Origin of the sequence: Mesorhizobium sp. M1B.F.Ca.ET.045.04.1.1 (assembly GCF_003952465.1) — a bacterium.
Classification (GTDB): Bacteria; Pseudomonadota; Alphaproteobacteria; order Rhizobiales; family Rhizobiaceae; genus Mesorhizobium; species Mesorhizobium shonense.
Map to the genome: position 1 here is coordinate 5,827,423 of NZ_CP034448.1, position 23,306 is coordinate 5,850,728.

Consider the following 23,306-nt stretch of genomic DNA (forward strand, 5'->3'; position numbering starts at 1 on the left):
GTTTGAAGGATGGCGCGGCCCTCACTCCTCTTTCGCTTCCTTGCCGCCGTTCGGAGCTCCCCTCTTGCGGGGCCTGCGGAGATTGTCGAAGCCCATATAGTGGTCGGCATCCGACGTGTTCCATCTGCCGGCGAGAAAGATGATTGCGATGACCGCTACAAACAGCAGCAAGGCAAAGAGCGTATCCATTGCCTATCATCTAGTGCGCGAGGGTCGGGCGGACACCTCTTGCCGCCACCGATCCGGCGCGCTTCGCGCGCGCTCGCCTGCGCCTGTATTGTTATGCCGGCCCACCGCCTGTATGAGCGGGGATGACCTCGATCTCCCGTCTTGCCGCGCTCGTCATGCTTGCGGCCATTGCATTCGCCACGCTCTCACCGATCCAAATGCGGCCGCATCTTGGTGACGCGAATCTGGAACGCGCCCTGGCCTATGCCCTGTTCGGCCTTGCCCTGGCCTTCGGATTCCGCGCCCGCCTGGTGCAGGCAATGCTGTTTGTCTGCACCGTGGCCGGCGTATTGGAACTGCTCCAGGCGATCGATCCCGGCCGACATGCCCGTCTCCAAGATGCCCTCGTCAAAGCGGCGGCCGGCTTGATGGGGATTGCCGTAGGACGAATTGTCCTTGCCGTTGCCGGCAGGGTCGTGCGCCCGCAATCCAGGCAACCGCGATCGTCGTCCAAGCCCAAAGGTTTAGGGCTCGCCAGCGATTGACTTTCGGCGACGTAGGACGGGCAGCACCAGCGGTCTTGCCTGCCCTGGCAGCCATTCCTACTCTCACGCGGCAACGACAACATCACCTGGGACCGACCGAAACATCTCTTCGGAGGACGTTCGAATTTCAGCAAATCGTGCGAGCAGCGAGGAGCAATTCCAGGAAAAGCGTGTAGCGGTTTTCCGTCCGGAATTGCGGAGTAACAAGGAGCAGGCCATGGCACGCATCGTCGTCATTGGAGGCAGTGGTCACGTCGGGAGCTATTTGGTGCCTCGGCTCGTCGAAATCGGGCATGAGGTCGTGAATGTGAGCCGCGGCACGGCGGTGCCCTATCGCCCCCATTTTGCCTGGAGCGCAATCGAGAACGTCGCCATCGATCGCGCCGCCGAAGAGAAGACGGGGCGGTTCGGCACCAAGATCGCGGAGCTGCGTCCGGAGATCGTGATTGACATGATTTCGTTCGATCTGCCCAGCGCCCAGCAATTGGTCGAGGCGCTGCGCGACAAGGTCGAGCATTATCTGTTCTGCAGTTCGATCTGGGTGTACGGCCGTTTCTTCACGGTCCCGTCGACCGAGGCGGATCCCCCAAACCCCATCGACACCTACGGGACGAACAAGGCCGCGATCGAAGCCTGGCTGTTGCGGCAGGCACGCCTGACCGGCTTTCCGGCGACCTGCTTCCGGCCCGGCCATATCGTCGGAGAGGGATGGAACCCGATCAACCCGATCGGCAACGCGAATCCGGCTGTCTTTTCGTCGATCGCCCGTGGCGATGAGCTGGTTCTGCCCAATCTGGGGCTCGAGACGGTGCACCATGTTCACGCCGACGATGTCGCCCAGTGGATCATCCGCGCGATCGAGAACCGCGCGGCCTCGATCGGCGAGGCATTCAACACGGTTTCCGAGCAAGCGGTCACTCTGCGGGGTTATGCCGAAACCGTCTATCGCTGGTTCGGCAAGGAGCCGCGGATCGCGTTCAAGCCCTTCGACGAATGGATCCGCGATCTGGAAGGTGAGGATGCCGTCGGCTCCCGCGGGCACGTCATCCGCAGCTCATGCCACTCGATCGAGAAAAGCCGCCAGCGCCTTGGCTACAAGCCTCGCTATACGAGCCTCGAGGCAATCCAGGAGTCCGTCCGGGCGCTGATCGCCGCCCGGAAGGTTGCCGTCCCGGATGCCGGCTTTCCGGGGCAGGACAGCTGACTGTTCTGCTGCACGATTTCTTCGCCCGCGACGCCATCGCCGTGGCGCGCGAGCTGATCGGCGTGCGGCTTGGGCTCAACGGCGTCGGCGGCATCGTCGTCGAGACCGAGGCCTATCTGGCCAACGATCCAGCCTCGCACAGTTTTCGCGGCCGAACGCCGCGCAACGCGGCGATGTATGGCTCGCCCGGCACCGCCTATGTCTACCGGTCCTACGGCCTGCACTGGTGCCTGAATGCCGTGTGCCTTCCGGGCAGCGCGGTGCTGATCCGCGCGATTCAGCCGCAATCCGGCATCGCGGCGATGCGCGGCAGGCGGGGAACCGACGATGACTGGCTGCTCTGCTCCGGTCCGGGCAAGCTCTGCCAGGCGCTCGGCATCGATGGCTCGCATAACGGGCTGTCGATGATCGCGCCGCCCTTCGAATTTGCGCGTACCGAAACCAATCCAGCCGCGATCCTCAGCGGACGCAGGATCGGGATTTCCAGGGGCGTGGAAGAGGAATGGCGGTTCGGCCTCGGTGGGTCGCAATATCTCAGCCGCAGGTTTTGAGCCGGTTCCGCGACATCTCTCATTCAGCCATCGCGGCGGCGATTTCGAAGCCTTTGACGAGATGCTCGGTGTCTTCCGGTCTCTCGAATTCGATACTCGTGCGCAAGTGGCTTACCGGCGAGAAGCCTGGGTCCGATTTGCGGATAAGCATGACGCAGTCACGCGCTCCGGCCCTGTCGCCCGAGCGCGCCAGCGCAGCCGCAAGCAGCGACCACCGTCGAGGCCCGTAAGGCAGGCGCTGCATCGCTGTTGCGGCGTTGCCATAGTCGCGGGCGGCGTAGAGCGCGAGGGCTCGATCGCAATGGTACCATTCGGCGTGAAGAGGATTTGCGGCGACCGCCCTGTTCATCAGCTCCAGCCCGTCGAGCGGCCGTCCACGCAACGACAGCACGTGACCCATCTGCATCATCGTGTCGGCGTCGTAGGGGTTGATGTCGAGCGCGCGCCGCATGTGATGCTCGGCCGCCCTATGGTCGCGCGCGGCAAGCCGCGCCTGTGACAGGATGCGATGGCAGCGGGGCTCGTCCGGCGCCAGCGCCACGGCAAGCGAGGCACGCTCGGTGCAGCTTGCGATGACATCCTCCGGCGCGCTTCCGTAGTCGGCAACCGCGAGTTCCACCAGCGCCATATAGGCTTGGGCGAGCCCATAGTCCGGGTCGCGTGAAATCGCTGCCTTGAGCAGGTTCAACGCTTCGCTGTTGTCGTCGGCACGATAGCCGCGGAAGCGCACGATCGCGCGCGTCACCAGTTCATAGGCCGCAAGGTCCCGTGTCGGCTTGCCGGCGCTTCGCCGCAACGCCGCCGCCTCCAGGTTTGAAACCAGCCGGTTCACGACACGATAGGCAATCTCGTCCTGAACCGCGAACAGGTCCGGCCCGGCCGCCGTGTAGCTCTCGCCCCAGACCAGCGCTCCGGCTTGCGCGTCGACCAGCTTGGCGCTGATCTTCAGCTGGTCGCCGCTGCGAATAACGGAGCCTTGCACGAAATAGTCCGGCCGCACGGCGAGCGGTGGACCATATCCTTGAGCCTGGCGGAAGGCGGCGAGCGCCGTTTCCCGGTTCAGGACCGTCACCGTGTGGAAGCGGGCAAGCCTGTCCGCCACGTCGCCCGCGAAGGCGCCGATCACCGGATCAGACGTCTCGCCGGTCGCGCGGCCATCCTCGAACGGCACGACCGCGACGACCGGCTGCGATGCCGGCGACGGCTTGTGGCAGGGAGACGAGAGCACATAGCCACGCTTGGGGACGGCCTTCAGGATCGCCTGATCGCCGTCGTCGAGCGCCTTCCTTATGTCCCGCACCGCCTGGGTGAGGGAATCCTCGGTGACGGCTATGTTTCCCCAGACCGCGGAGATCAGGTCCGACTTAGTGACGACCTTGCCGTCGTTTCGGGCCAGATATGAAAGCAGGCTGAACGCCTTTGAGCGCAGCGGCACCGCCGCCCCGTCCCGCAGCAGCAGGCCGCGCTCCAGATCAAGCTGGCAGTCGCCGAGTTGTAAGACCCCCTGCGAAGCGGATTCCGCCATGGAACAGCGACCTGCCCTTGCGCAATATCCAGTCACCCATTCGGCTACCATTCCGCGCCGGGGTCAAGATATCCATTGGACCGGTGGCGCGGTCGGCGGCCAGGCCCATCGCCGTGATCTCGAGCATTTCGATCAGCGCGCCGGGCGGCGCATAGCCGGGGTTGACCATTCCGCCGGCGACGATCTCGAAGAGTTCCTGGCGTGCAAGGGTGCGGGCTTGATCGTCGAACATGGCTGCCTCCTTCTATCGGAGCAGCATGCCTTAGATTGCCCGCACCGTACTGACGGAGTTCTGAAATTCTGCTGAAATCCGCATTTCGCCTCGTCGGCTTGTGGGAAGGAGGGTTCCTGTGTACTCCCACCTTGCTTTAGGAAAGGCTTAAGGATGAGATTCGCAATGGTCGTCGCGTTGAGCGCGGCGCTGGCTGGATGTGTGTCCTCACCGGTCGACTACGAAGCGAAGCTTTCGCAGCAGGACCCGAAGTGGGCGTCGCCGGCATGCCAGCAAGCCCGCTCTGCTGTCACGGACTATGCCCAACGCGAAAAGGACCACCCAGGCTGGGGTTTTGGCGTGCTGCTCGGGCCCTACAGCATGGGGATGGTGGCGGCGGTGAAGGAGCATGAGCAGCAGCAGCGAAGGCTTCTCGCCCGCCAGATGCATCTGCAATGCTCGAGCCAGCCCCTGCCGAAGGAGCTGGATTTCGACCCGGCGATCTATGCACCGAAGAAGGCGAAGTATCCATAGACGTCGCAGCCCGCCTCCTTCCAACCCAAGCGGGAGCGAGGCCTTCAGCCATCCTTCCACGCTGCAAGCAGCGGGCCTTCGCTGCCATAGACCGGGTCCTTCTCCGGACGGCCGACCTTGGGAATCGTTCGCAGCGCCTCTTCGTGCTGTTCGGCGCGCGTGCACAGGTCATAGGTGCCGAAGGGCGGATAGGCGCCGACGACCAGAAGATCGGATGACGAGGACAGGCGGTGGTGGCCGGTGCCGGCCGGGAGGATCGCCACGTCGCCGGCCTTGACGGTCAGCACCTTGCCCTTCTCGCCGCCGAAGCGCACCTCGGCCGTGCCGCGCGCGATGCCCAGCACCTCGTGGATGCGCGAATGGTAATGGACGTAATCGTAGATGCCGTTGCGCCAGCCGTCGCCCCAGCCGTTCGTGCTGAAGAGATCCTCGAAGACGCCCGCCGGATCGACATCGTCCGGCAGCGTCACAGCCCCGCGATAGACGATCATCGGCCAGCGTGGATGGTTAGGCACAAGGCCGTCATCGTTGAAGCGGAAGGTGAGCGGTTCGCGCTTCTCGACAAGCTCAGCAAGTTTCGCCGCTCCTGGCATGCCGTGACCTTTCCGCCGCTTTTCCCGCTCAAGGCAACCGACGCCCGCAGATAGACCCGCCGCTCGATTGCCGACCGTTCTCAACCAGCGGCGGCGCGCTTTGTTCCCGGCGATCGCGCCTTGCGGCGGAACTGCGACATCTCCCCCGCAAGGGGGGAGATTGGTGCTCCAACGCCTAGACCTCAAGCATCACCTTGATCGCGCGGCGCTCGTCCATGGCGCGGTAGCCTTCGGAAACCTCGGCCAGCGGCAGCTTGAGGTCGAACACCTTGCCGGGCTTGATCTTGCCCTGAAGCACGCGGTCCATCAGGTCTGGCAGGAAGCGGCGCACCGGCGCCGGGCCGCCGAGCATACGCTTCTGGCCAAAGAACAGGCGCTGGCCGTCGAAGCTCACGCCATGCGGCACACCGACATAGCCGATCGTGCCGCCGGGTCGCGAGCAGGCCAGCGCCTGGTCGAAGGATTCGGCCGTGCCGACGCATTCCAGAACCGAGTCCGCGCCGACGCCTTTGGTCAGCTCCTTGATGCGCGAGATACCTTCCTCGCCGCGTTCGGCGATGATGTCGGTCGCGCCGAATTCGCGGGCGAGTTTCTGGCGGCTCTCGTGCCGGCTCATCGCGATGATGCGCTCCGCGCCCATCTCCTTGGCCGCCAGGACGCCCATCAGGCCGACCGCGCCGTCGCCGACGACGACCACCGTCGATCCCTCGCGGACCTCGGCCGCGTCGGCCGCATACCAGCCGGTGCCGAGCACGTCTGAGACGGCCAAAAGGTCAGGCACCAGCTCGGCGGGCGGAACCTCGGAGGTGGCGACCAGCGTCCCGTCCGCCAGCGGTACGCGGGCGTAAGGCGCCTGCGCGCCGCTCATGAACTCGCGCTGCTCGCAGGAGGACTGGAAGCCGAAGCGGCAATGTGGGCAGGTGTTGTCGGAGAGGCAGAAGGAGCCGACGACGAACTGGCCGCGGCGGATCGTGCGCACCTCACTGCCGACCTCGACGACGATGCCGCAATATTCATGTCCCATGTGCTGCGGGGCATCGACCGGCTGCAGCCCGCGATAGGGCCACAGGTCCGAGCCGCAGATGCAGCTCGCCGACAGCTTGATGATAGCGTCCGTAGGGCGCACGATTTTCGGGTCGGCGACTTCCTCGCAGCGGATGTCGCCCGGCTTGTGAAGAACAGTTGCGAGCATTTTTGCTTCCTTTCGTTCGGGAGAAAATCAGACGCCGTATTCGGCGTCGGTGACATGTTCCAGCCAGGCCACGGCCTCGCCGTCCATGGGCTCCTGGACGGCGATGTGAATCATCGCGGTGTTGGGCGAGGCACCATGCCAATGCTTTTCGCCAGGCGCGAACCAGATGACGTCGCCGGGCCTGATCTCCTCGACCGGACCGCCTTCGCGTTGGACGCGGCCGAGGCCGGAGACGACGATCAGCGTCTGCCCGAGGGGATGCGTGTGCCAGGCTGTCCGGGCGCCCGGCTCGAAAGTCACCTGCGCGCCCTGGACCCGCGCGGCGTCGAAGGGGTTGAAGAGCGGATCGATCCGGACCGTGCCGGTGAACCAGTCCGCGGGTCCCCTGCCGGAAGGCCGAGAGCCTGCACGAAGAATGTCCATGGTGATCTCCTTGGCGTCGTCAAATGCGTTCGATGTGAAGCGGGAACTCGCCGGGTATGCGCAGGGCCTGCTCGCCCTCGTCGAAGCGGCCGAGCCCGGACGCGAGCTGGCCGCGCCGATTTGCGGGGGAAGATATTGCAGCGGACGCCGTTCGATTAGACGATATAATCCGCATGGACTTATCGACCTGTGATATGAATATGGCTCAGGGAGGACCTAATGCAGCGCGGGGACATGAAGGATCTGCTGTGGTTCGTGGCGGTCGCCCGGGAGCGCAGCTTCACCAAGGCGGCGGCGGAGCTCGGCACCTCGCAGTCGACGCTCAGCCACACCATCAAGGAGCTGGAGGCGCGGCTCGGCGTTCGCCTGCTCACGCGCACGACGCGCAGCGTGGCGCCGACCGAAGCCGGCGAGCGGCTCTACCAGTCGCTCGCGCCGCGCTTCGAGGAGATCGAGGCCGACCTTGCGGGCCTGGTCGCCTTCCGCGACAAGCCCTCGGGCACGGTCCGCATCACGCTGTCCGACCACGCGCTGCAGACGACGGTCTGGCCGAAGCTCGAGCCGGTGCTTCGCAATTATCCCGACCTCAGCATCGAGCTCTACAGCGACAACGGCATGCGCAACATCGTGGAGGAACGCTTCGACGCCGGCGTGCGGCTCGGCGAAAGCGTCGACAGGGACATGATCGCGGTGCGGATCGGCCCGGACTGGCGGTTGGTGGCGGTGGCCTCGCCGGAATACTTTTCCCGTCGCCCTGCCCCCCGGACGCCGCAGGATCTGGTCGGGCATGACTGCATCTGCCTGCGGCAGGCGACGTTCGGCGGGCTCTATGCCTGGGAATTCGAGAAGAAGGGCCGCGAGCTGCGAGTCCGTGTGGAAGGCCAGCTGACCTTCAACACGACCATCCCCATGGTCGACGCGGCGCTGAGCGGTTACGGCATGTGCTACGTCCCGGAAAACCTCGTCAGCCACCACATCGCGGAGGGGCGGCTGAGGCTCGTGCTCGACGACTGGAGCCTGCCCTTCCCGGGCTATCACCTCTACTATCCGAGCCGGCGGCAACTCTCGGCGGCAATGGTGGTGATCGTTGAGGCGCTGCGGCATCGGAGTTGAGGTGGGCACGTTTGCGCGATACGCCTCAATCCGGCTTGCCGAGAGCTTTCAGGATGAAGCGAATCTGCTCGCGCAGGCTCGCCTCGGTGTCTTCGCCGTGTTGAACACAGTGCTCGATCAGAAGCGGATGGAAGAACGGCATGAACGCGGTCTTGACGGCACGCGCCGCCTCTGCCGGGTCCTTGACCTCGAGTTCGCCCGCCTCGATGCCCTCGCGAATGATCGCCTCGAAAATCGTCACCATCCGGTCGATGTGCGTTTTTACGATCGACCAGTTCTCCTGCATGACGGCGACAATCATGTCATGCATGTGCTTCTGCTCGATCAGTGTCGCCTTGCCATGGTGGTGGACTGCGATGAAAAGCCGAATGAGTTTCTCGGGGGCCGTGGCGTTCGTGCGGGCGATCGCAAACGCGATGTCGGCAGCCTCGTTCAGCATCCGCTTGCAGATGAACCCGTTGATCGCATCCCTGGAGGGAAAGAAACGGTAGACGTTTGCCCGGCTCATACCGAGGTCGGAGGCGATGTCGGCCATCGACGTCTTATGATGGCCGATGCGGCGAAACTGCTCCTCCGCCACCTCCAGAATGCGCGCGCGCACCTCGTCGAGATCCGTTCGCATTCCGATCGGGTGGTTCATCCATGTCTCCGGAACTGATCAATCGGACGTACCGGGCCCGTGCCGACGATCATCTGTAACGGGAAGATCGTCCCGCCCGCAGGACAAATCCTGCGGGCGGAAACTTGACCCTTGTCCTGCGGCAACCGAGCCCTATTCCGCGGCCATCGCCAGCCTCAGTTCCGGTTCATGCGTCAAATCCTCAGGGGTCTCATCCGCCGTCGGCTTGATCCGGAACCACGCGATATAGAGCGCGGGAAGGAAGAGCAGGATCAGCACCGTGCCGACCGCCGTGCCGCCGATCAGCGTAAAGGCCATCGATCCCCAGAAGACGGAGTGCGTGAGGGGTATGAAGGCCAGCACCGCGGCAAGCGCGGTCAGGATCACCGGCCTCGCACGCTGCACCGTGGCCTCGATGACGGCGTGATAGTCATCCAGGCCGGCGGCTTGGTTTTCCTTGATCTGCTCGGTCAGGATCAGCGTGTTGCGCATCAGGATACCGGCCAGTCCTATCAGGCCCAGAATGGCGTTGAAGCCAAAGGGCTGGTTGAAGGCAAGCAGCATCGGCACGACGCCGACGAGGCCAAGTGGCGCCGTCAGCACTACCATGAACATGGTCGAGAAGGATCGCACCTGCAGCATGATGACGATCAGCATGGCGGCGATCATGGCCGGGAAGATCTTGCCCAACGCGGTATTGGCCTTCTCAGCCTCCTCGATCGATCCGCCCATTTCGATGCGATAACCGGCCGGAAGGGATGCGATCAGCGGCTGAAGAGCTTTCATGATCTGCTTGGAGACCTCCGGAGGCTGGGTCGCTTCGTTGATGTCGGAGCGGATCGTGATGACCGGCGTGCGGTCGCGGCGTTTCAGGATCGGCTCCTCCAGACGGATTTCGGAATGGCCGATCTGGTCGAGCGGAATCTGCCGGCCGTCCCGGCTCATCAGCGAGAAGTCCGCCAGACGCGATGGATCCAGCCGCTCGCCGCCGGCGCTGCGGGCCACGATGGGGACGTTGCGGATGTCCTCGCGGACCTGCGTGACCGGGATGCCGGTAAGCAGAAATTGCAATTGCTGGGCCGCCTCGGCCGGCGACAGGCCGATGAGGTTCAGCCGATCCTGGTCCGGAACGAAGCGAAGCACGGGCGTGCGATTGCCCCAGTCGCGGTTGGCCTGCCGCACGTCCGGGACGCCCCGCATGATGTCGAGGGCCTTCTCGGAGATGCTGTAGAGCTGCGCGGGATCAGGTCCCATGATCCGGAATTCGACCGGGAACGGCGTGTAGGGACCGAACACGAGCTGCGTGACCCGGAGGTTGGCTTGCGGCGCGAGCCCTTGCGCCACCGCCTCCCGGAGCCGGTGCTTCAGCGCCTCGCGCGCCTCGGCGTTCGGGGTCAGCACAACGATCTTGGCAAAGGCGGGATCGGGCAGTTCAGGCGCCATCGCGAAGAAGAAGCGCGGGGCGCCCTGGCCGACATAGCTCGTGACGATCTTGGCCTCGGGCTGGCCATCCAGCCAGCGCTCGAGCTTCTCGACCGTGGCGGTCGTCGTCTCGATGCTGGTGCCTTCCGGCAGGCGAACCTCGACGAGCACTTCCGGGCGGTCGGAGGTCGGGAAGAACTGCTGCTTGACGCCGCCCATGCCGACAACGGAAAGCGCGAAGGCGATGGCGACGATACCGGAGGTCACGAACTTGTGGCGCACCGCAAAGGTGATGAGCCGCCGCAGGCGCCGATAGTTCGGCGTGTCGTAGATCGCGTGGTGACCGCCCTCGATCGGCTTGATCGCGGGCAGCATCTTGACGCCGAGATAGGGCGTGAAGACCACGGCGACGATCCAGGAGACGATGAGCGCAAACCCCACGACCCAGAAGATATTGCCGGCATATTCGCCAGCCGTCGAGCGAGCGAAGCCCACCGGCAGGAAGCCCGCGATCGTCACCAGCGTTCCCGACAGCATAGGCGCCGCGGTATGGCTCCACGCATAGGCGGCCGCCCTGATGCGGTCCATGCCCTCTTCCATCTTCACCACCATCACCTCGATGGCGATGATGGCGTCGTCCACGAGAAGACCGAGCGCCAGGATGAGGGCGCCGAGCGTGATGCGGTCGAAGAAACGGCCGGTCTCCAGCATGATGAGGAACACGGCGGCGAGCGTCAGGGGGACGGCGGCCGCCACGACGATGCCGACGCGCCAGCCCATGCTGAGCAGGCTGATCAGCAGCACGACGCCGAGCGCCATCGCGAACTTCATCATGAACTCGTCAACCGCCGAGGTAATGTTGACGGCCTGGTCGGACACCTTGTCGAGCGTCATCCCGAGCGGCAATGTCCGTACGATGGCCGCCGTCCTGTCCTCCAGCGCCTTGCCGAGCGCGCGACCATCCCAGCCCTCCTGCATAACCGCCGCGAGCATGATGGTGGGCTCGCCCTGGCGGCGGATGAGGTAGGTGGGAGGGTCTTCATAGCCGCGGCGGACCTCGGCGATGTCGGAAAGCTTCAGCGTCCGCCCCGCGGCGACGATCGGCGTGTCGGCGATCGCCTGGACACTGTCATAAGCGCCATTGACCCTGATGAAGACCTGCGGCCCCTCAGTGTCGATCGAGCCCGCCGGCGTGACGGTGTTCTGCCGCTGCAAGGCGCCGACGATATCCCGTGCCGACACGCCGAGCGTCGCCAGCTTGGCGTAGGAGAACTCGACGAAGATCTGTTCGGGACGTTCACCGAGAATGTTGATCTTCTTGACGCCCGGCACATGCAGGAGGTCCTGGCGGATCGCCTCGGCCTGCCTGGCCAGCTCGCGCATCGGCATGCCTTTGGCCTTCAGCGCGTAGAGGGCGAAGCTGACGTCCGAATATTCGTCGTTGACGAAGGGGCCGTAGACGCCGGACGGCAGGTTGCGGGCTTCATCCCCGAGCTTCTTGCGGGCCTGGTAGAACTCTTCCTGCACGGCGGACGGCGGCGTGCTGTCCTTCAGCGTGACCGTCATATACGCATAGCCCGGCCGCGTGGTCGTCTCCACCCGGTCGTACCAGGTCAGCTCCTGAAGCCGCTTCTCCAATGGTTCGGCGACGAGGTCCTGCATTTCGCGCGCCGTCGCGCCCGGCCACGCCGTCGTGACCGTCAGGGTCTTGATGGTGAAGTTGGGGTCCTCCGCTCGGCCGAGCATAAGGAAGGCGTAGGCGCCGGCGGCCACCAGCAGGAGGATGAAGAACAGGGTGACGGCGCGTTCGCGAACGGCGATCGCGGAAAGATTGAGGCTCATGGTCAGTTGCTCCCGCTTTCGGACGCAGTCCTGACGCGAGCGCCCTCCTGCAGGAGATGAGCGCCGAGCGAAACAAACCGATCGCTGGAGCTCAATCCGGAGATCACGGCGGATTCGCCGGTCACACGAACAAGCTTGACGGGTTGAAAGTGCACGGTCGATGTGGCGTTGTCCAAGACCCAAACGCCGGTCTTCTTGCCGTCGTCGAGCACTGCTCCCAGCGGCACCTGGACTTCCGGCTCGCTCGCCTGTGCTGCCAGCCGAATGGTTACCGTCGCGCCAAGCGGCGCTGCCGCGGCCTCACCATCAAGCACATAGCGGGCCTCATAGGTGCGGGTCTGGGCATCGGCGGAGTTGGACAATTGTCGCAGATGCGCCGCATGGCGCTGCTCATCACCGCCATATACGCTGGCGTCGGCCACCGAGCCGATCGCCGGCCGGATCGTTTCGGGAAGCGCGACCACCGCTTCGCGGGGACCTGCCTGGGCGACCCGGACCACAGTCTGGCCGGCGGAGACGACCTGGCCCGGCTCGCCAAGCGTGTCGACCACCGTTCCATCGGCGTCCGCCAGCAGGACCGCGTAGGCCGCCTCATTCTCCGCGACCTTCGCATCCGCCTCGGCGGCGGCGAGCTGGGCCGTGGCGGTATCCAGCGCGGCCTTTGCCTGCTCGTAGCGCTGCCGGGGAACCCATCCATCTTTCAGCAGATTGGCATATCGCCGTTCATCCGGTTCCGTCTGAACGACGATCGCACGCGCGGCAACGACGGCATTGTGCTTTGCCGTGAGCGCCAGGCGAAGGTCGGTGTCGTCGATCCGCATCAGCGGCTGACCGGCTTTTACCTGCTGGCCGACATTGACGAGCCGTTCGACGATCTTGCCGGGGACGCGGAAGCCGAGATTGCTCTCCACCCTCGCCCCTATGATGCCGGTGAAGCTGCGTTCGGAACCGCTCACCAGCGCTGCCGTCGCCAGCCTGACGACGGGCGGCTCCTGCCTCGGGTCGCTCGCGGCGGAAGCATCCTGCGCGGGATTGGCAAATGTGGCGAATGCCGTCGCCCCTGACACCGCGATCGCCCCCGCCCCCGCGATCAGGATCGCACCCAGCATAATAACCGATCTCTTTTTCATGCCCATCGCCTCATATCGAAATGGATTGCGTTCACATTCTACGCTGTGGTCCTGCGCGTCGGCCGGCAGCGGCAGACTGCGATCAGTCGGACTGGTCAGTCCGGTTGTGCGTCGGCGCGCGGATGCATGTTCGTCTCAGTCGAGACCGTCACCTTCTCGCCGGACCTCGAGAACGCGTAGAGCGAGCCCCGGTAGCCCGGCATGGAGAAGGCCACGGAGTCGCGGTCGGCGAGGCCCATGACGACGCGCTGAGGATCGCCGCCGCCCTTCGGCGCGAAGGTGGCGGTCACCTCCAGGAGACCGCTGTCGATCGGGACGTAATAGACCACCATGTCGAGGCGTCCGTTGTGCAAGCTGCCGGCTTCAATGGGGCGTCCGATGGTGGCTTCCTCGGCAAGGGCCGGCGTCGCCATGAACAGCGCGGCCAGAAGCGAAGCTCTCAGGGTTCTGCGGGTCATCGTCGTATCTCCTCTTGTTAGATTGTGATCGAACTCTATACCATTTAGATTTCAAACGCAATCTAAAAAAGAGAGACACATTCACCCCGCGGCAAACCACCACACCGATCACGCGGCTAGCCACCTGTTTCGCATCCCCCTCTTGATAGATTGCGTTCGGTCTCTAATTCAGATATAGATTTAGTACGCAATCTAAGTAAGGAGATCGACCATGCGCGTGAGCCGCATTCAGGCTGAGCAGAACCGGCAAACCGTAATCGACGTGGCCAGCCGGCTTTTTCGGGAGCACGGTTTCGACGGCATCGGCCTCAAGGATCTGATGAAGGGCGCCGGGCTGACCCAAGGCGCCTTCTACAAGCAGTTCGCGTCGAAGGAGGACCTGGCCGCACAGGCATCCAAGCGGGCGATGGACAGCGCTGCCGACCGCTGGGCAGCCGCGACCACAGCCAATCCTGGCGATCCCCTTGGGGCGGTGGCCGCATTCTACCTCAGTATGGACCATCGCGAGGAAAGGATGGACGGCTGCCCGGTCGCTGCGCTCGGCTCGGATGCCGCCAGGCAGGGGACAGACGTGAAAGCGTCGTTCGAGGCCGGCATCAGGGAGCATCTCGAAATCATCGGCCGCATGATTGCCGCGACCGATGGCGAGCCCAATAGCAAGGCCATGGCCATTCTCTCGACGATGGTCGGTGCGCTGATGATATCGCGCGTCGTCAACGACCCTCACCTCGCTCAGGCCTTTCTGGATTCGGCGACCGAACAGGTTCGCGACGCCGTCACCGCTTGAACGGCGCGGGGGCTGGCGATCGAGATTGATAGGAGAATAGATGCGACGGATAGTCGTTACAGGCATGGGCGCGGTTACGCCCCTTGCCGCGGATGTCGAAACATCGTGGTCGCGCCTCCTGGCCGGCCGCTCCGGCATCCGCAGGCTCGCGGACGAAATGGTGCGAGATTTGCCCGCGAAGATCGGCGGCGTGGTTCCCTCGCTGGAGGAAGATCCCGAAGCCGGCCTCGATGCGAATGCCTTCGTGGCGCCGAAGGATCAGCGCAGAATCGACCGCTTCATCCTCTTCGCGCTGGCCGCGGCGGAAGAGGCGCTTGCCCAGGCGCGATGGAAGCCGGTCTCGGAAAAGGATCGGATCCGCACCGCGACGATCATCGCTTCAGGTGTCGGAGGCTTCCCCGCCATAACCGAGGCGGTGCGGACAGTCGACCAGCGCGGCGTGCGGCGTCTTTCGCCGTTCACGGTGCCGTCTTTCCTGGTCAACATGGCGGCGGGCCACATTTCGATCCGCTACGGCTTCAAAGGCCACCTCGGCGCGCCAGTGACGGCATGCGCAGCCGGCATCCAGGCGATCGGCGATGCGGCCCGTATCATCCGCGCCGATGAAGCCGACATTGCCGTGTGCGGCGGCACGGAAGCCTGCATGAATGTCGTCAGCCTTGGCGGCTTTGCAGCGGCGCGCTCGCTTTCGACCTCCTTCAATCACCGTCCCGACCAGGCCTCTCGTCCGTTCGACATGTCGCGGGACGGTTTCGTCATGGGCGAAGGCGCCGGCATCCTGGTCATCGAGGAATTGAGCCATGCGCTGGCGCGCGGCGCGAAACCGCTGGCCGAGGTCGTCGGCTACGGAACGACGGCGGATGCGCATCACGTCACTTCCGGCCCCGAGGACGGCGACGGCGCGCGTCGCGCCATGGAGATCGCGATCGCCCAGGCCGGCATTTCACCGCGAGCGGTCCGCCACCTCAACGCGCACGCCACCTCGACGCCGGTCGGCGACCTGGGCGAAATCGAAGCGATCAAGAGCGTCTTCGGCGCGGATTTCTCGATCGCCGTCAGCGGAACCAAGTCGGCGACAGGGCACCTGCTCGGGGCAGCCGGCGGGCTTGGCGCGATCTTCACGATCCTGGCGCTCAGGGACCAGGTGGCGCCGCCGACCCTCAATCTGAGCGCCCCCGATCCGGCGGGCGACGGGATAGATTTCGTGGCCAACCGGGCCCGGCCGATGGAGATGGATTACGCGATCGCCAACGGTTTCGGCTTCGGAGGCGTCAACGCCAGCGCGCTGTTTCGGCGCTGGGATGGACAAGGCGCGAACGGTCGAGCCGCTCCCGGCTGACGCTTTCGCTCCGGACTTCCTGCTTCTCCAATCCAACCAAACCAAGGAAAGTGATCTCCATGAACAAGAGCAGTCCCGGCGTCGCCATCGTCACAGGGGCATCCTCCGGAATCGGCCATGCAACGGCCAAGGCCCTGCAGAAGGCGGGCTTTCGCGTGTTCGGAACCGGCCGTCGCGCGGTCTCCAAGAAATCCGACGGCATCACCATGCTGACCTGCGACGTGACCGATGACGCGTCCGTGGCGAAACTGGTCGAGGAGGTGCTGGCCGATGCCGGGCGCATCGACCTGCTCGTCAACAATGCCGGCATGGGCCTGCTCGGCGGCGCCGAGGAATCCTCGACTGCACAGGCCCAGGCGCTGTTCGACGTGAATGTCTTCGGCGTCATCCGAATGACCAACGAGGTGCTGCCGACAATGCGACGTCAAGGAACGGGCAGAATCGTGAACTTGAGCTCGGTCCAGGGGTTCATCCCAGCTCCTTATTTCGCACTCTATTCGTCGACCAAACATGCCGTTGAAGGCTATTCCGAATCGCTTGACCACGAACTGCGGCCGTTCGGAATTCGCGTCGCATTGGTCGAGCCTGCCTATACCCGCACCTCGTTCGAAGACAATCTCGCCAGGCCGGACCGGTTGCTCGATATCTATGACGCGGCGCGCGCCGGCATGAACGTAGCCGTGCGGAAGGCGATGGAAAAAGGCGATGCGCCCGAAGTGGTGGCCAACACCGTTTTGGCGGCCGCGACCGATCCCACCCCGAAGCGGCGCTATGCGGCGGGAAAAATGGCGCGCCAGGTCAGTGTCCTGCGCCGTTTCGTCCCCGCGTCAGCATTCGACAAGAGCCTGCGAAAGCAGCTTGGGCTGCCGGTCTGACATCCGAGCCGCCGGCAGCTTTCGCCGGTGGCAGCATCTGGCGAGAACCGGCCTTCGAGCCCTGCCCTGCCGGCTCGGATCACCCTCTAGCTTCTCTGCCTTCCAGGCGCGTAGAGCAATTTGTTTCAACTATTTCTTGAAACCCAGGCTGCCCAGCCTGTGCTTTGCTGGCGTCAGCCGGGAGGAGACATCATGGTCGATTTCATCGCATTGCCGAAGGCCGAAGTGCACATCCATGTCGAAGGCTGCATCGAGGCCGACGAGGTCGTCGGCAACTGCGAGACGGCCGGCATTCCGCTGCGCCGGCCACGCGAAAGCCTGTTCGAGGCGCATGACCTGAAGAGCTTCCTCGAGATGCTCGACTGGATCTGCGGCACCTTTCGCACGCCCGACCAACTGGCGCATACCGCCTACAGACTCTCCCAGCGCCTGGCGAAAAGCGGCGTCCGCTACGCCGACGTCATCGTCAACCCGACCCACTGGCGACACTGGCGCAGGAACATCCCCGGTATGATCGAGGCGTTCGACGAAGGTTTCGCCGCAGCCGAGAAAGATGGATTTCCACCGGCCGGGCTCTGCATCAGCCTGCTTCGCACGCAATCGGAGGCGGAAGCGATCGAGCTCGTGGGGTTGCTCACTGAGATCAGACACCCGCGCGTCGTCGCCCTGTCGATCGACGGAAATGAAGCTGCCGCCGGCCGCACCGGGCCACGCTTCGCGGATGCATTCCGTCGAGCCGCCGTGGCAGGCTTGCGGCGAACCGTGCACGCTGGCGAATCGAGCGGACCGGAAGGTGTGCGCGACGCGCTTGAATTGCTTGGGGCCGATCGGATCGATCATGGCGTCCGTGCGATCGAGGACCCTGAGTTGGTGAGCCTGCTTGCCGAGAGGCAGATCCCGTTGGGCATCTGTCCCGTCTCTAACCTGGCGCTTGGTGTCTACCCGTCGCTAGCCGAACATCCGATCGATCGGCTGCGCAAACCCGGCGTTCCGGTATCCATCAATACTGACGACCCAGAGCTGCTCGGCACCACGCTCGAGAATTCCTATGCGCAATGCGCAGCGGCCTTCGCCTGGGACGGTGAAATCATCCGGCAGCTTGCCGCCACCTCGATAGAGGCGAGCTACGCCGAACCTTCGGTGAAAGCGCGCGTGATGGAGGAGCTTGCTGCATGGCAAGTCTGAGGCAATATAAGGAAAGTCGTTTCGACCGATTTGAGGTTAGGCCATGGATCAGGAAATCCGAATCTTTGGCGCTGTTGCGGTCCGACCCGCCGTCCTTGCCCTCATACCTCGGTTTGAAGCAGCGACTGCATACACGGTTGCGGTCAAGTTCGAGCTCAATCCGACAGTAAAGAAGCAGATTGAGGCCGGGGAGGCTTTTGACCTCGTCATCATCAATCAGCACATGGTTCAGGATCTGACCGCCTTGGGAAGGGTCAAGCCAGGGAGCCAGGTTGCGTTTGGCCGAATATCGATGGGCGTGGCAGCCAAGGCAGGCAGTCGACCGCTCGACATAGGATCCGTGAAAGCGTTCGAACACGCATTGAAGAGCGCCAGATCCATCGCCTACGCCGCTGACGGATCCAGCGGCGGCTACTTCTGCGATTTGCTGGAGCGGCTGGGAATAGCGGGTGAGGTCAAGCCCAGGCTGGTGGGCATATCAGGAGGGCAGACAGCGCAGGCTGTAGCCCGCGGGGAAGCCGAGTTGGGGGTCGTTCCCGTGACTTCGATTCTCGCCGCCGCTCCCGACGTCATGCTTGTCGGTCGGTTTCCGGCGGAACTCCAAAGTTACATCGACTTCGCCATTGGCATCAGCGCCGATCCAAGGGACACGGAAGCTGCCAAGCAACTGTCGGAGTTTCTGATGTCGGCTGACGTCGATAGCAGCTTGGCGGCAACGGGCATCGAGCGCCGCTAAGGGCATGCTTGATATGCAGCGATCTATCGCGGAGATCGCTCAGGCAGCGCTGCCGGTTCGGCGCGACGGGAGCCCTGCGGGATCGAAGGAGGCTTTGGCCGAATTGTCGAAATGCCTCGGTTCGAAGGCAAGCGCATCGTGCATGGGAAGCGCTGCCGAGAAGAGAAAACCCTGCGCGATCGTGCAATCGAGCGAGCGCAGGATCAGGCGATCGGCATCCGTTTCGACCCCTTCCGCCATCACTTCTATTCCCAGCGTTCGCCCGAGATCGATGACGGCTTTGACGAGAGCCTGATCTTCGACGGACTTGGCCAGATTGCGAACGAAGTCCTTGTCGATCTTGATCTTGCGGATACGGCTGTCTTTCAGCGAAACCAGGGTCGAAAAGCCGGTGCCGAAATCATCCAGCACGATCGATATGCCCGCGTCCGCCAGGCGCTCCAGCTTTTCGTCGACCCGGTCGCGATCCACGGGCGCCTCTTCCGTGATCTCGATCTCGAGCATGGCCGCGGGAACATTCTTTGTCTCCAGACCACCCAATATCATGTCGTCGACATTGCCTGCCTCGAGTTCGCGTGGCGACAGATTCATCGCGACGCGCACATCCTGGCGCCCCGTCCTTGCGAGCTCTTCGATCATCGAGCAGCAATTGAGAAATACCGTCTCCGTCAGCAAGGACAGCAGACCGGTTTCACGCGCCGCCGTGACGATCTCAGGCGGGGGAATGGCCCCGTGGACCGGGTGTTGCCACCGCAGCAGCGCTTCGAAGCCGACGACCGCATGCGTGTCCAGCCGCACGATGGGCTGGAACCATGAGCAAAGACCGCCTGCTTCGACGGCTCCGAGCAGATCGCGCTCGATGCAGTGCTTGCGTTCGAGCCCATGGTCGAGTTCGGCATCGAAGAGGCAGTATTCGTTCCTGCCGCTGCGCTTGGCCGCATAAAGCGCGAAATCCGCGCGCAGCAGCATCTCCGTCAATTGCGGTTTCTCCGACACGTAGATACCGATCGAGGCGCCGACGCGCACCGAATTCAGCGCCGGGTTCGGATCCGCGATGGCCGCGATGATCAAGGATGCAAGTCCGTCGGTCGAATGCGGGGACCCGCTGGCGGGAAAGAGCAGCACGAACTCGTCTCCACCGATGCGCGCGATCGTTGCCCCCGGCGGAGCATGGTTCTCTATCCTGCGCGCGACCCTGACCAGCAGGTCGTCCCCGATATTGTGACCATAGGTGTCGTTGACGGATTTGAAGCCATCCAGGTCGATCAGCATGGCCACGAACGGGCCTCCTGAATGCCCGAGCCGGGAGATTGCCTGCTCGAGCCCGTACCTGTTGAGCAAGTTCGTCAGCGGATCGCGCCTGGAGTTCCGTTCCATTCGGGCAGCGAACTCCCTCGCCTCGTATTTGAGACGGCTCGTCTCCCGGAAGCGGGCCTGACCGAGAAGTGAGCTTCTGATCATTCCTGCGAGAAACAGCAGGATGGTGAAGCCAAGGACGTAATTTTCGACATTGCCCTTCACCAACACGCATCCGGCGGCGAGCAGAAGCGGCAGCGTCATGAAGTTGAGCGAAGCCGGTGCGTATGACGCGCTGTAGGTGACCGAACCGGCCGACAGGCCCGCAAGAACGATCAGATAAAGCGGCGCCTGGGGCGTGGTGTATCCATCCGACAGCACAGCCAGGAAAGACCACGCGATGCCGGACGCCAGAGCCAACAGCCCGTAAAGAGAAAGTCGGGCGGCGACCGGCTTTGGCCGACTATCGGGAATGTCCGGCTGGGCGGGAATGTCCGATTGGGCGATGGCAAGTCCTATGCGCGCGCCATTTATGACACTGACCGCCGCAAACCACAGCACCGCCACAAGGCCGGCACCGGAGAGCAGCTGAACGGCCAGGATCAGGGCCGAGAGCACCGTGCCGATGGGCATCGAGATAAAAAGCCCCATCCTCAGATCAGCGAACTGATCCCGCAGGATCCCGGCTTCCACGGATTGGCTTTGCCCATTGGGCGTGGAACCCGGGCCAGGCTGCTTGGAATGTCTCATAATGCCAAATGGCTAATGAAGCGGAATGAAAATCACGTTAAGATTTCAGCAGCTTATGGCGCATTCGCGCGATTGACGGCCGAGGCGCGTGGCGTTGAAAACGGATTCAGGCGACGCGCTTTACGCCCTTGTTTTGATGCATGCTGCAATACCTAAATAACCAACCGCCGGTTGACTGCAGCTGCCGTCGGCAATATTGATTTAGCGGGGATTAATTCGGGGTGGTGTCAAAGCAAATGCCTGCGGGGGCGGATCGTGCCAATTTTTGGCGCGATGCAGTACAATTTCTCGACTTAGCGAAAGTTGCGGCGTCGTTCGTACGCCTACATTCGCATCAACTGCCGGATCGTCGCTCATTCATTTGGCGGCGCCTCAAGCGCTGCAATCTCGCGCGCCGGAAAGCCGATGCACCTGCGGTCTACGGCTTCGACGAAACATTTGTCGAGTGGGACGCGGGGGATGTCGACTCCGTCTTCCGGCGACATGACAAGCGCATCATCCGACGACCCGGCGCCTGGGCGACGGAGATGCTGCCTCTTGGGCACAAACCTGCTGATCGCAGTTGCGCCGTAGCGCACGAGAAGATCGCGCTTGGCGGAATAGAGGCCACTCCATCTCGCAAGAGGGCGGATCAGAAGGTGACTATCGTCCCATGAATGTGCCCAGGAATCTCGGTCACATCTGGATTGGGCCCAAGGTCGCTCCGATAGAGTGGATGCAGACGTGGCCCGACAAGCACCCCAACTGGAATTACACGCGATACGACAATGACTTCTTGAGTGGCGGGACCTTCAGGACTCGGCCTCAGATCAATGAGTACATGAAGCGGGGATGGTATGCGGGCGCCGCCGATTTGTTGCGGTATGAAATACTGTACAGGCATGGCGGCTACATCGCCGGCGCAGACAGTATTTGCGTCAATCCCATTGATGAATTGTTCGACGACGGCGGCAAACTCTACACCGTCTATGAGAACGAGTTTCTAAGGGGACAACTGGTTGCCCCCATCGTGGCGTCGGCGCCAAAGCATCCTTTCCTGAAGGAAATCATCGACCGCCTGTCGGAAATACCGCCGCAGCATCTTGATCACCCTTGGCGCCAAACAGGCAACCTTTTCGTTGCCGAGCTTATGGAAGAACTCCGCCCCGAGATTGTTATCTGGCCGTCTCACACCCTTATTCCGGAGCATTTCCTTGGTCGAAAATACACCGGCTCAGGGAAAATTTATGCTCATCAGAAATTTGGAGAAACAACAGGCGCGTACAGATTCGGATCTCTGTTTGACAAAATTCGCGAAATTCCCCGCTCGCTCTATGCGTCTTCCGCAAGGAAAAAGCTACGGGCTCTGAAGGCATCGGCGGCCAAAGACCATGGATAGCTCTTCCTTTCGTGCAATCGACTTTCCGAACCTGGGCGTATTCGTTCTTACCGTAGAGCCTCCAGGCGGAGCCCGCAGGACGCACGCCGCCAACGAATTGGGCCGTGTCGGCATTTCTTTTGATTTCGTGCAGGGCATCGATCAAAACAGCGCCGCCATCGACCGGGCATACTCACGCCTTCTGAATTGGACTCTTCACAAGCGCTCACTGACGAGGGGCGAGATTTCCGTCTATCTCGGACATCGCAAGATCTGGCAGGAAGCGATGCGCAGGGGGCTCGATTTTGCGTTGATTTTTGAGGACGATTTCAAAATCTGCAATGACGAGCAATTCATTATGGCGATAAACGATGCCATTTCTCATCGAGGCACTTGGAGCATCGTAAAGTTCTTCGATTTTAACCATAAGAAAGTGGTTGAGTCGGTCAAGATTGGAGCAACGCAGTTGGTCGGATACAAGTACCCGGCCTCGGGTGCGGTAGCCTATCTGATCAACAGGCAGGCAGCACAGTCGCTTCTACATCGCCGCCATTTGTTCAGGCCTATCGATGAGGATTTTTCTCATCCATGGGAGTTTTCCATGCGCGTCTGGTCGACTTCTCCCAATCTGGTCGACGAAGTAAGCATTCAGCTCGGTGGATCCATTCTGGAAAGAGAACGATGCGACCTGAGACGCAAGAGGGTTGTAATTCGGTCCATATGGGGGAATTTCCCGCAGGCGAGAAAACTCGTGCGGTCGCTTTGGTATCGCCGAGCGAGTGCGGCTAACGTGCGGGAGACTGTAAACGCAGGTAGCCGTGAACGACACGGCCGAACCTATAAAGACGCCTGACTACGGCGGTTCACACCCCGGATCAGCCTGAACGGCGCGGCGACCAGACGCCTGATCTTTTCCCTGCGCCGACGTCGTTTCTCGCGGCGCCGAATTTGGCCATGTTCGTGGAAAGGGTAGGTATAGAGACCGCAATTTACACAGCCGATAGTGAAACCACATCGCTTTGTTGACAGCTCATGCGGCCCGGGCAATCGTCTTCGCCATGCTCAGCGAGGAAGAAAATCTTGAGCGCTTCGAAGTCTCCAGCCTACCTCAACGCTCTCAGGGCCTTTGAAGCGAGCGCCAGGCACAGGAGCGTTTCCGGCGCGGCCGGCGAGCTCAACGTCACCGCGGCCGCCGTCGGGCAGCTGGTGCGGGGGCTGGAGGACTGGCTTGGCGTGCCGCTGTTCCACCGCGGCGCCGGCAGATCGCGGCTTCTGGCCGGCCTCGCGCCGCAGGGCAGGCTCCTGCAACTCGCCGGTGGCAAGGATCCCCTGGCCGTTGCTCCCGGGCCGCTGATGGTGGGCGAGCGCGGAGTGCTCGGCTCGATCACCGGAACGCCTTTCGAAAACGAGAAGACGCTCGATTCAGCGTGCTGGCGGGCGTGCGCCCGCTC

At 63.1% G+C, this 23,306-nt stretch carries 24 protein-coding genes and 1 pseudogene; 14 read left to right on the forward strand and 11 right to left on the reverse strand.

The annotated features are described in order from the left end of the window. Positions 1-21: 21 nt before the first annotated feature. Complete coding sequence (locus tag EJ071_RS38755; protein WP_189521251.1) at positions 22-189, reverse strand: hypothetical protein; 168 nt, start codon at positions 187-189, stop codon at positions 22-24. A gap of 122 nt (positions 190-311) precedes the next feature. Here EJ071_RS38755 and EJ071_RS28920 point away from each other — a divergent pair, with 122 nt between their 5' ends. The 3 genes from EJ071_RS28920 to EJ071_RS28930 all read left to right on the forward strand — a co-directional run bounded on the left by EJ071_RS28920 (position 312) and on the right by EJ071_RS28930 (position 2,468). Beyond that, positions 312-713: a hypothetical protein gene (locus EJ071_RS28920; protein ID WP_189521253.1), complete on the forward strand. Its 402-nt coding sequence runs from the start codon at positions 312-314 to the stop codon at positions 711-713. Positions 714-930: 217 nt separating this feature from the next. After that, positions 931-1,917, forward strand: coding sequence for an NAD-dependent epimerase/dehydratase family protein (locus EJ071_RS28925; RefSeq protein ID WP_126100903.1), 987 nt, complete (start codon positions 931-933; stop codon positions 1,915-1,917). A 41-nt stretch (positions 1,918-1,958) separates the two neighbouring features. Further along, positions 1,959-2,468, forward strand: coding sequence for a DNA-3-methyladenine glycosylase (locus EJ071_RS28930; RefSeq protein ID WP_348628115.1), 510 nt, complete (start codon positions 1,959-1,961; stop codon positions 2,466-2,468). A gap of 19 nt (positions 2,469-2,487) precedes the next feature. Here EJ071_RS28930 and EJ071_RS28935 read toward each other — a convergent pair whose 3' ends face one another. Both EJ071_RS28935 and EJ071_RS38760 read right to left on the reverse strand, forming a co-directional pair. After that, positions 2,488-3,993 carry a winged helix-turn-helix domain-containing protein gene (locus tag EJ071_RS28935; RefSeq protein WP_189521260.1) on the reverse strand — a complete coding sequence of 502 codons (1,506 nt, stop codon included), beginning with the start codon at positions 3,991-3,993 and terminating at the stop codon, positions 2,488-2,490. Continuing rightward, on the reverse strand, positions 3,941-4,225 hold the full coding sequence (locus tag EJ071_RS38760) for a hypothetical protein (RefSeq protein ID WP_189521262.1): 285 nt from the start codon (positions 4,223-4,225) through the stop codon (positions 3,941-3,943). Before EJ071_RS38760 ends, EJ071_RS28935 begins: the two co-directional genes overlap by 53 nt. A 153-nt stretch (positions 4,226-4,378) precedes the next feature. On the opposite strand from EJ071_RS38760, the gene EJ071_RS28940 reads away from it, so the two are divergent. Beyond that, positions 4,379-4,738 carry a hypothetical protein gene (locus tag EJ071_RS28940; RefSeq protein ID WP_126100905.1) on the forward strand — a complete coding sequence of 120 codons (360 nt, stop codon included), beginning with the start codon at positions 4,379-4,381 and terminating at the stop codon, positions 4,736-4,738. A 44-nt stretch (positions 4,739-4,782) separates the two neighbouring features. Here EJ071_RS28940 and EJ071_RS28945 read toward each other — a convergent pair whose 3' ends face one another. From EJ071_RS28945 to EJ071_RS28955, 3 genes are all read right to left on the reverse strand, one after another. Continuing rightward, the gene (locus EJ071_RS28945; protein WP_126100906.1) at positions 4,783-5,331 is read right to left on the reverse strand and encodes a cupin; all 549 of its coding nucleotides are present in this window, start codon (positions 5,329-5,331) and stop codon (positions 4,783-4,785) included. A gap of 175 nt (positions 5,332-5,506) precedes the next feature. After that, entirely contained in the window at positions 5,507-6,523 is a 1,017-nt protein-coding gene (locus EJ071_RS28950) for a zinc-dependent alcohol dehydrogenase family protein (protein ID WP_126100907.1), read from the reverse strand. Between the two features lie 27 nt (positions 6,524-6,550). Continuing rightward, positions 6,551-6,946: a cupin domain-containing protein gene (locus EJ071_RS28955; protein ID WP_126100908.1), complete on the reverse strand. Its 396-nt coding sequence runs from the start codon at positions 6,944-6,946 to the stop codon at positions 6,551-6,553. Here EJ071_RS28955 and EJ071_RS38765 point away from each other — a divergent pair. Then, complete coding sequence (locus EJ071_RS38765; protein WP_189521263.1) at positions 6,945-7,139, forward strand: hypothetical protein; 195 nt, start codon at positions 6,945-6,947, stop codon at positions 7,137-7,139. The genes EJ071_RS28955 and EJ071_RS38765 overlap by 2 nt on opposite strands. Positions 7,140-7,165: 26 nt before the next feature. Continuing rightward, positions 7,166-8,059 (forward strand): LysR family transcriptional regulator, encoded by an 894-nt coding sequence (locus EJ071_RS28960; RefSeq protein ID WP_126100909.1) that lies wholly within the window; start codon positions 7,166-7,168, stop codon positions 8,057-8,059. A 25-nt stretch (positions 8,060-8,084) separates the two neighbouring features. On the opposite strand, the gene EJ071_RS28965 is transcribed toward EJ071_RS28960, so the two are convergent. The 4 genes from EJ071_RS28965 to EJ071_RS28980 form a co-directional block, all read right to left on the reverse strand. Further along, positions 8,085-8,594 (reverse strand): TetR/AcrR family transcriptional regulator, encoded by a 510-nt coding sequence (locus EJ071_RS28965; protein ID WP_348628116.1) that lies wholly within the window; start codon positions 8,592-8,594, stop codon positions 8,085-8,087. A gap of 237 nt (positions 8,595-8,831) precedes the next feature. Next, positions 8,832-11,942, reverse strand: coding sequence for an efflux RND transporter permease subunit (locus EJ071_RS28970; protein ID WP_126100911.1), 3,111 nt, complete (start codon positions 11,940-11,942; stop codon positions 8,832-8,834). Positions 11,943-11,944: 2 nt separating this feature from the next. Continuing rightward, positions 11,945-13,072 (reverse strand): efflux RND transporter periplasmic adaptor subunit, encoded by a 1,128-nt coding sequence (locus EJ071_RS28975; protein WP_126100912.1) that lies wholly within the window; start codon positions 13,070-13,072, stop codon positions 11,945-11,947. A gap of 95 nt (positions 13,073-13,167) precedes the next feature. Continuing rightward, complete coding sequence (locus EJ071_RS28980; RefSeq protein WP_126100913.1) at positions 13,168-13,530, reverse strand: hypothetical protein; 363 nt, start codon at positions 13,528-13,530, stop codon at positions 13,168-13,170. Between the two features lie 211 nt (positions 13,531-13,741). Between EJ071_RS28980 and EJ071_RS28985 the strand changes: the two genes are divergently transcribed. The 5 genes from EJ071_RS28985 to EJ071_RS29005 all read left to right on the forward strand — a co-directional run bounded on the left by EJ071_RS28985 (position 13,742) and on the right by EJ071_RS29005 (position 18,452). Beyond that, entirely contained in the window at positions 13,742-14,317 is a 576-nt protein-coding gene (locus tag EJ071_RS28985) for a TetR/AcrR family transcriptional regulator (protein ID WP_126100914.1), read from the forward strand. A 40-nt stretch (positions 14,318-14,357) separates the two neighbouring features. Next, positions 14,358-15,656, forward strand: a complete 1,299-nt coding sequence (gene fabF / locus EJ071_RS28990) for a beta-ketoacyl-ACP synthase II (protein WP_126100915.1) — start codon at positions 14,358-14,360, stop codon at positions 15,654-15,656. 59 nt (positions 15,657-15,715) lie between these two features. Beyond that, on the forward strand, positions 15,716-16,531 hold the full coding sequence (locus EJ071_RS28995) for an oxidoreductase (protein WP_126100916.1): 816 nt from the start codon (positions 15,716-15,718) through the stop codon (positions 16,529-16,531). A gap of 192 nt (positions 16,532-16,723) precedes the next feature. Next, the gene (add, locus tag EJ071_RS29000) at positions 16,724-17,716 is read left to right on the forward strand and encodes an adenosine deaminase (protein ID WP_126100917.1); all 993 of its coding nucleotides are present in this window, start codon (positions 16,724-16,726) and stop codon (positions 17,714-17,716) included. Positions 17,717-17,759: 43 nt separating this feature from the next. Continuing rightward, entirely contained in the window at positions 17,760-18,452 is a 693-nt protein-coding gene (locus EJ071_RS29005) for a substrate-binding domain-containing protein (RefSeq protein ID WP_126100918.1), read from the forward strand. A 39-nt stretch (positions 18,453-18,491) separates the two neighbouring features. On the opposite strand, the gene EJ071_RS29010 is transcribed toward EJ071_RS29005, so the two are convergent. Further along, on the reverse strand, positions 18,492-20,399 hold the full coding sequence (locus EJ071_RS29010) for an EAL domain-containing protein (protein ID WP_245460008.1): 1,908 nt from the start codon (positions 20,397-20,399) through the stop codon (positions 18,492-18,494). An 814-nt stretch (positions 20,400-21,213) separates the two neighbouring features. Between EJ071_RS29010 and EJ071_RS29015 the strand changes: the two genes are divergently transcribed. From EJ071_RS29015 to EJ071_RS39665, 3 genes and pseudogenes are all read left to right on the forward strand, one after another. Further along, positions 21,214-21,876 carry a glycosyltransferase gene (locus EJ071_RS29015; protein ID WP_126102765.1) on the forward strand — a complete coding sequence of 221 codons (663 nt, stop codon included), beginning with the start codon at positions 21,214-21,216 and terminating at the stop codon, positions 21,874-21,876. Continuing rightward, positions 21,869-22,708 (forward strand): glycosyltransferase family 25 protein, encoded by an 840-nt coding sequence (locus EJ071_RS29020; RefSeq protein ID WP_126100920.1) that lies wholly within the window; start codon positions 21,869-21,871, stop codon positions 22,706-22,708. The genes EJ071_RS29015 and EJ071_RS29020 overlap by 8 nt, the downstream gene beginning before the upstream one ends. 179 nt (positions 22,709-22,887) lie before the next feature. Beyond that, positions 22,888-23,127, forward strand: a pseudogene (locus EJ071_RS39665) (LysR family transcriptional regulator); the annotation flags it as partial. Positions 23,128-23,306 lie beyond the last annotated feature (179 nt).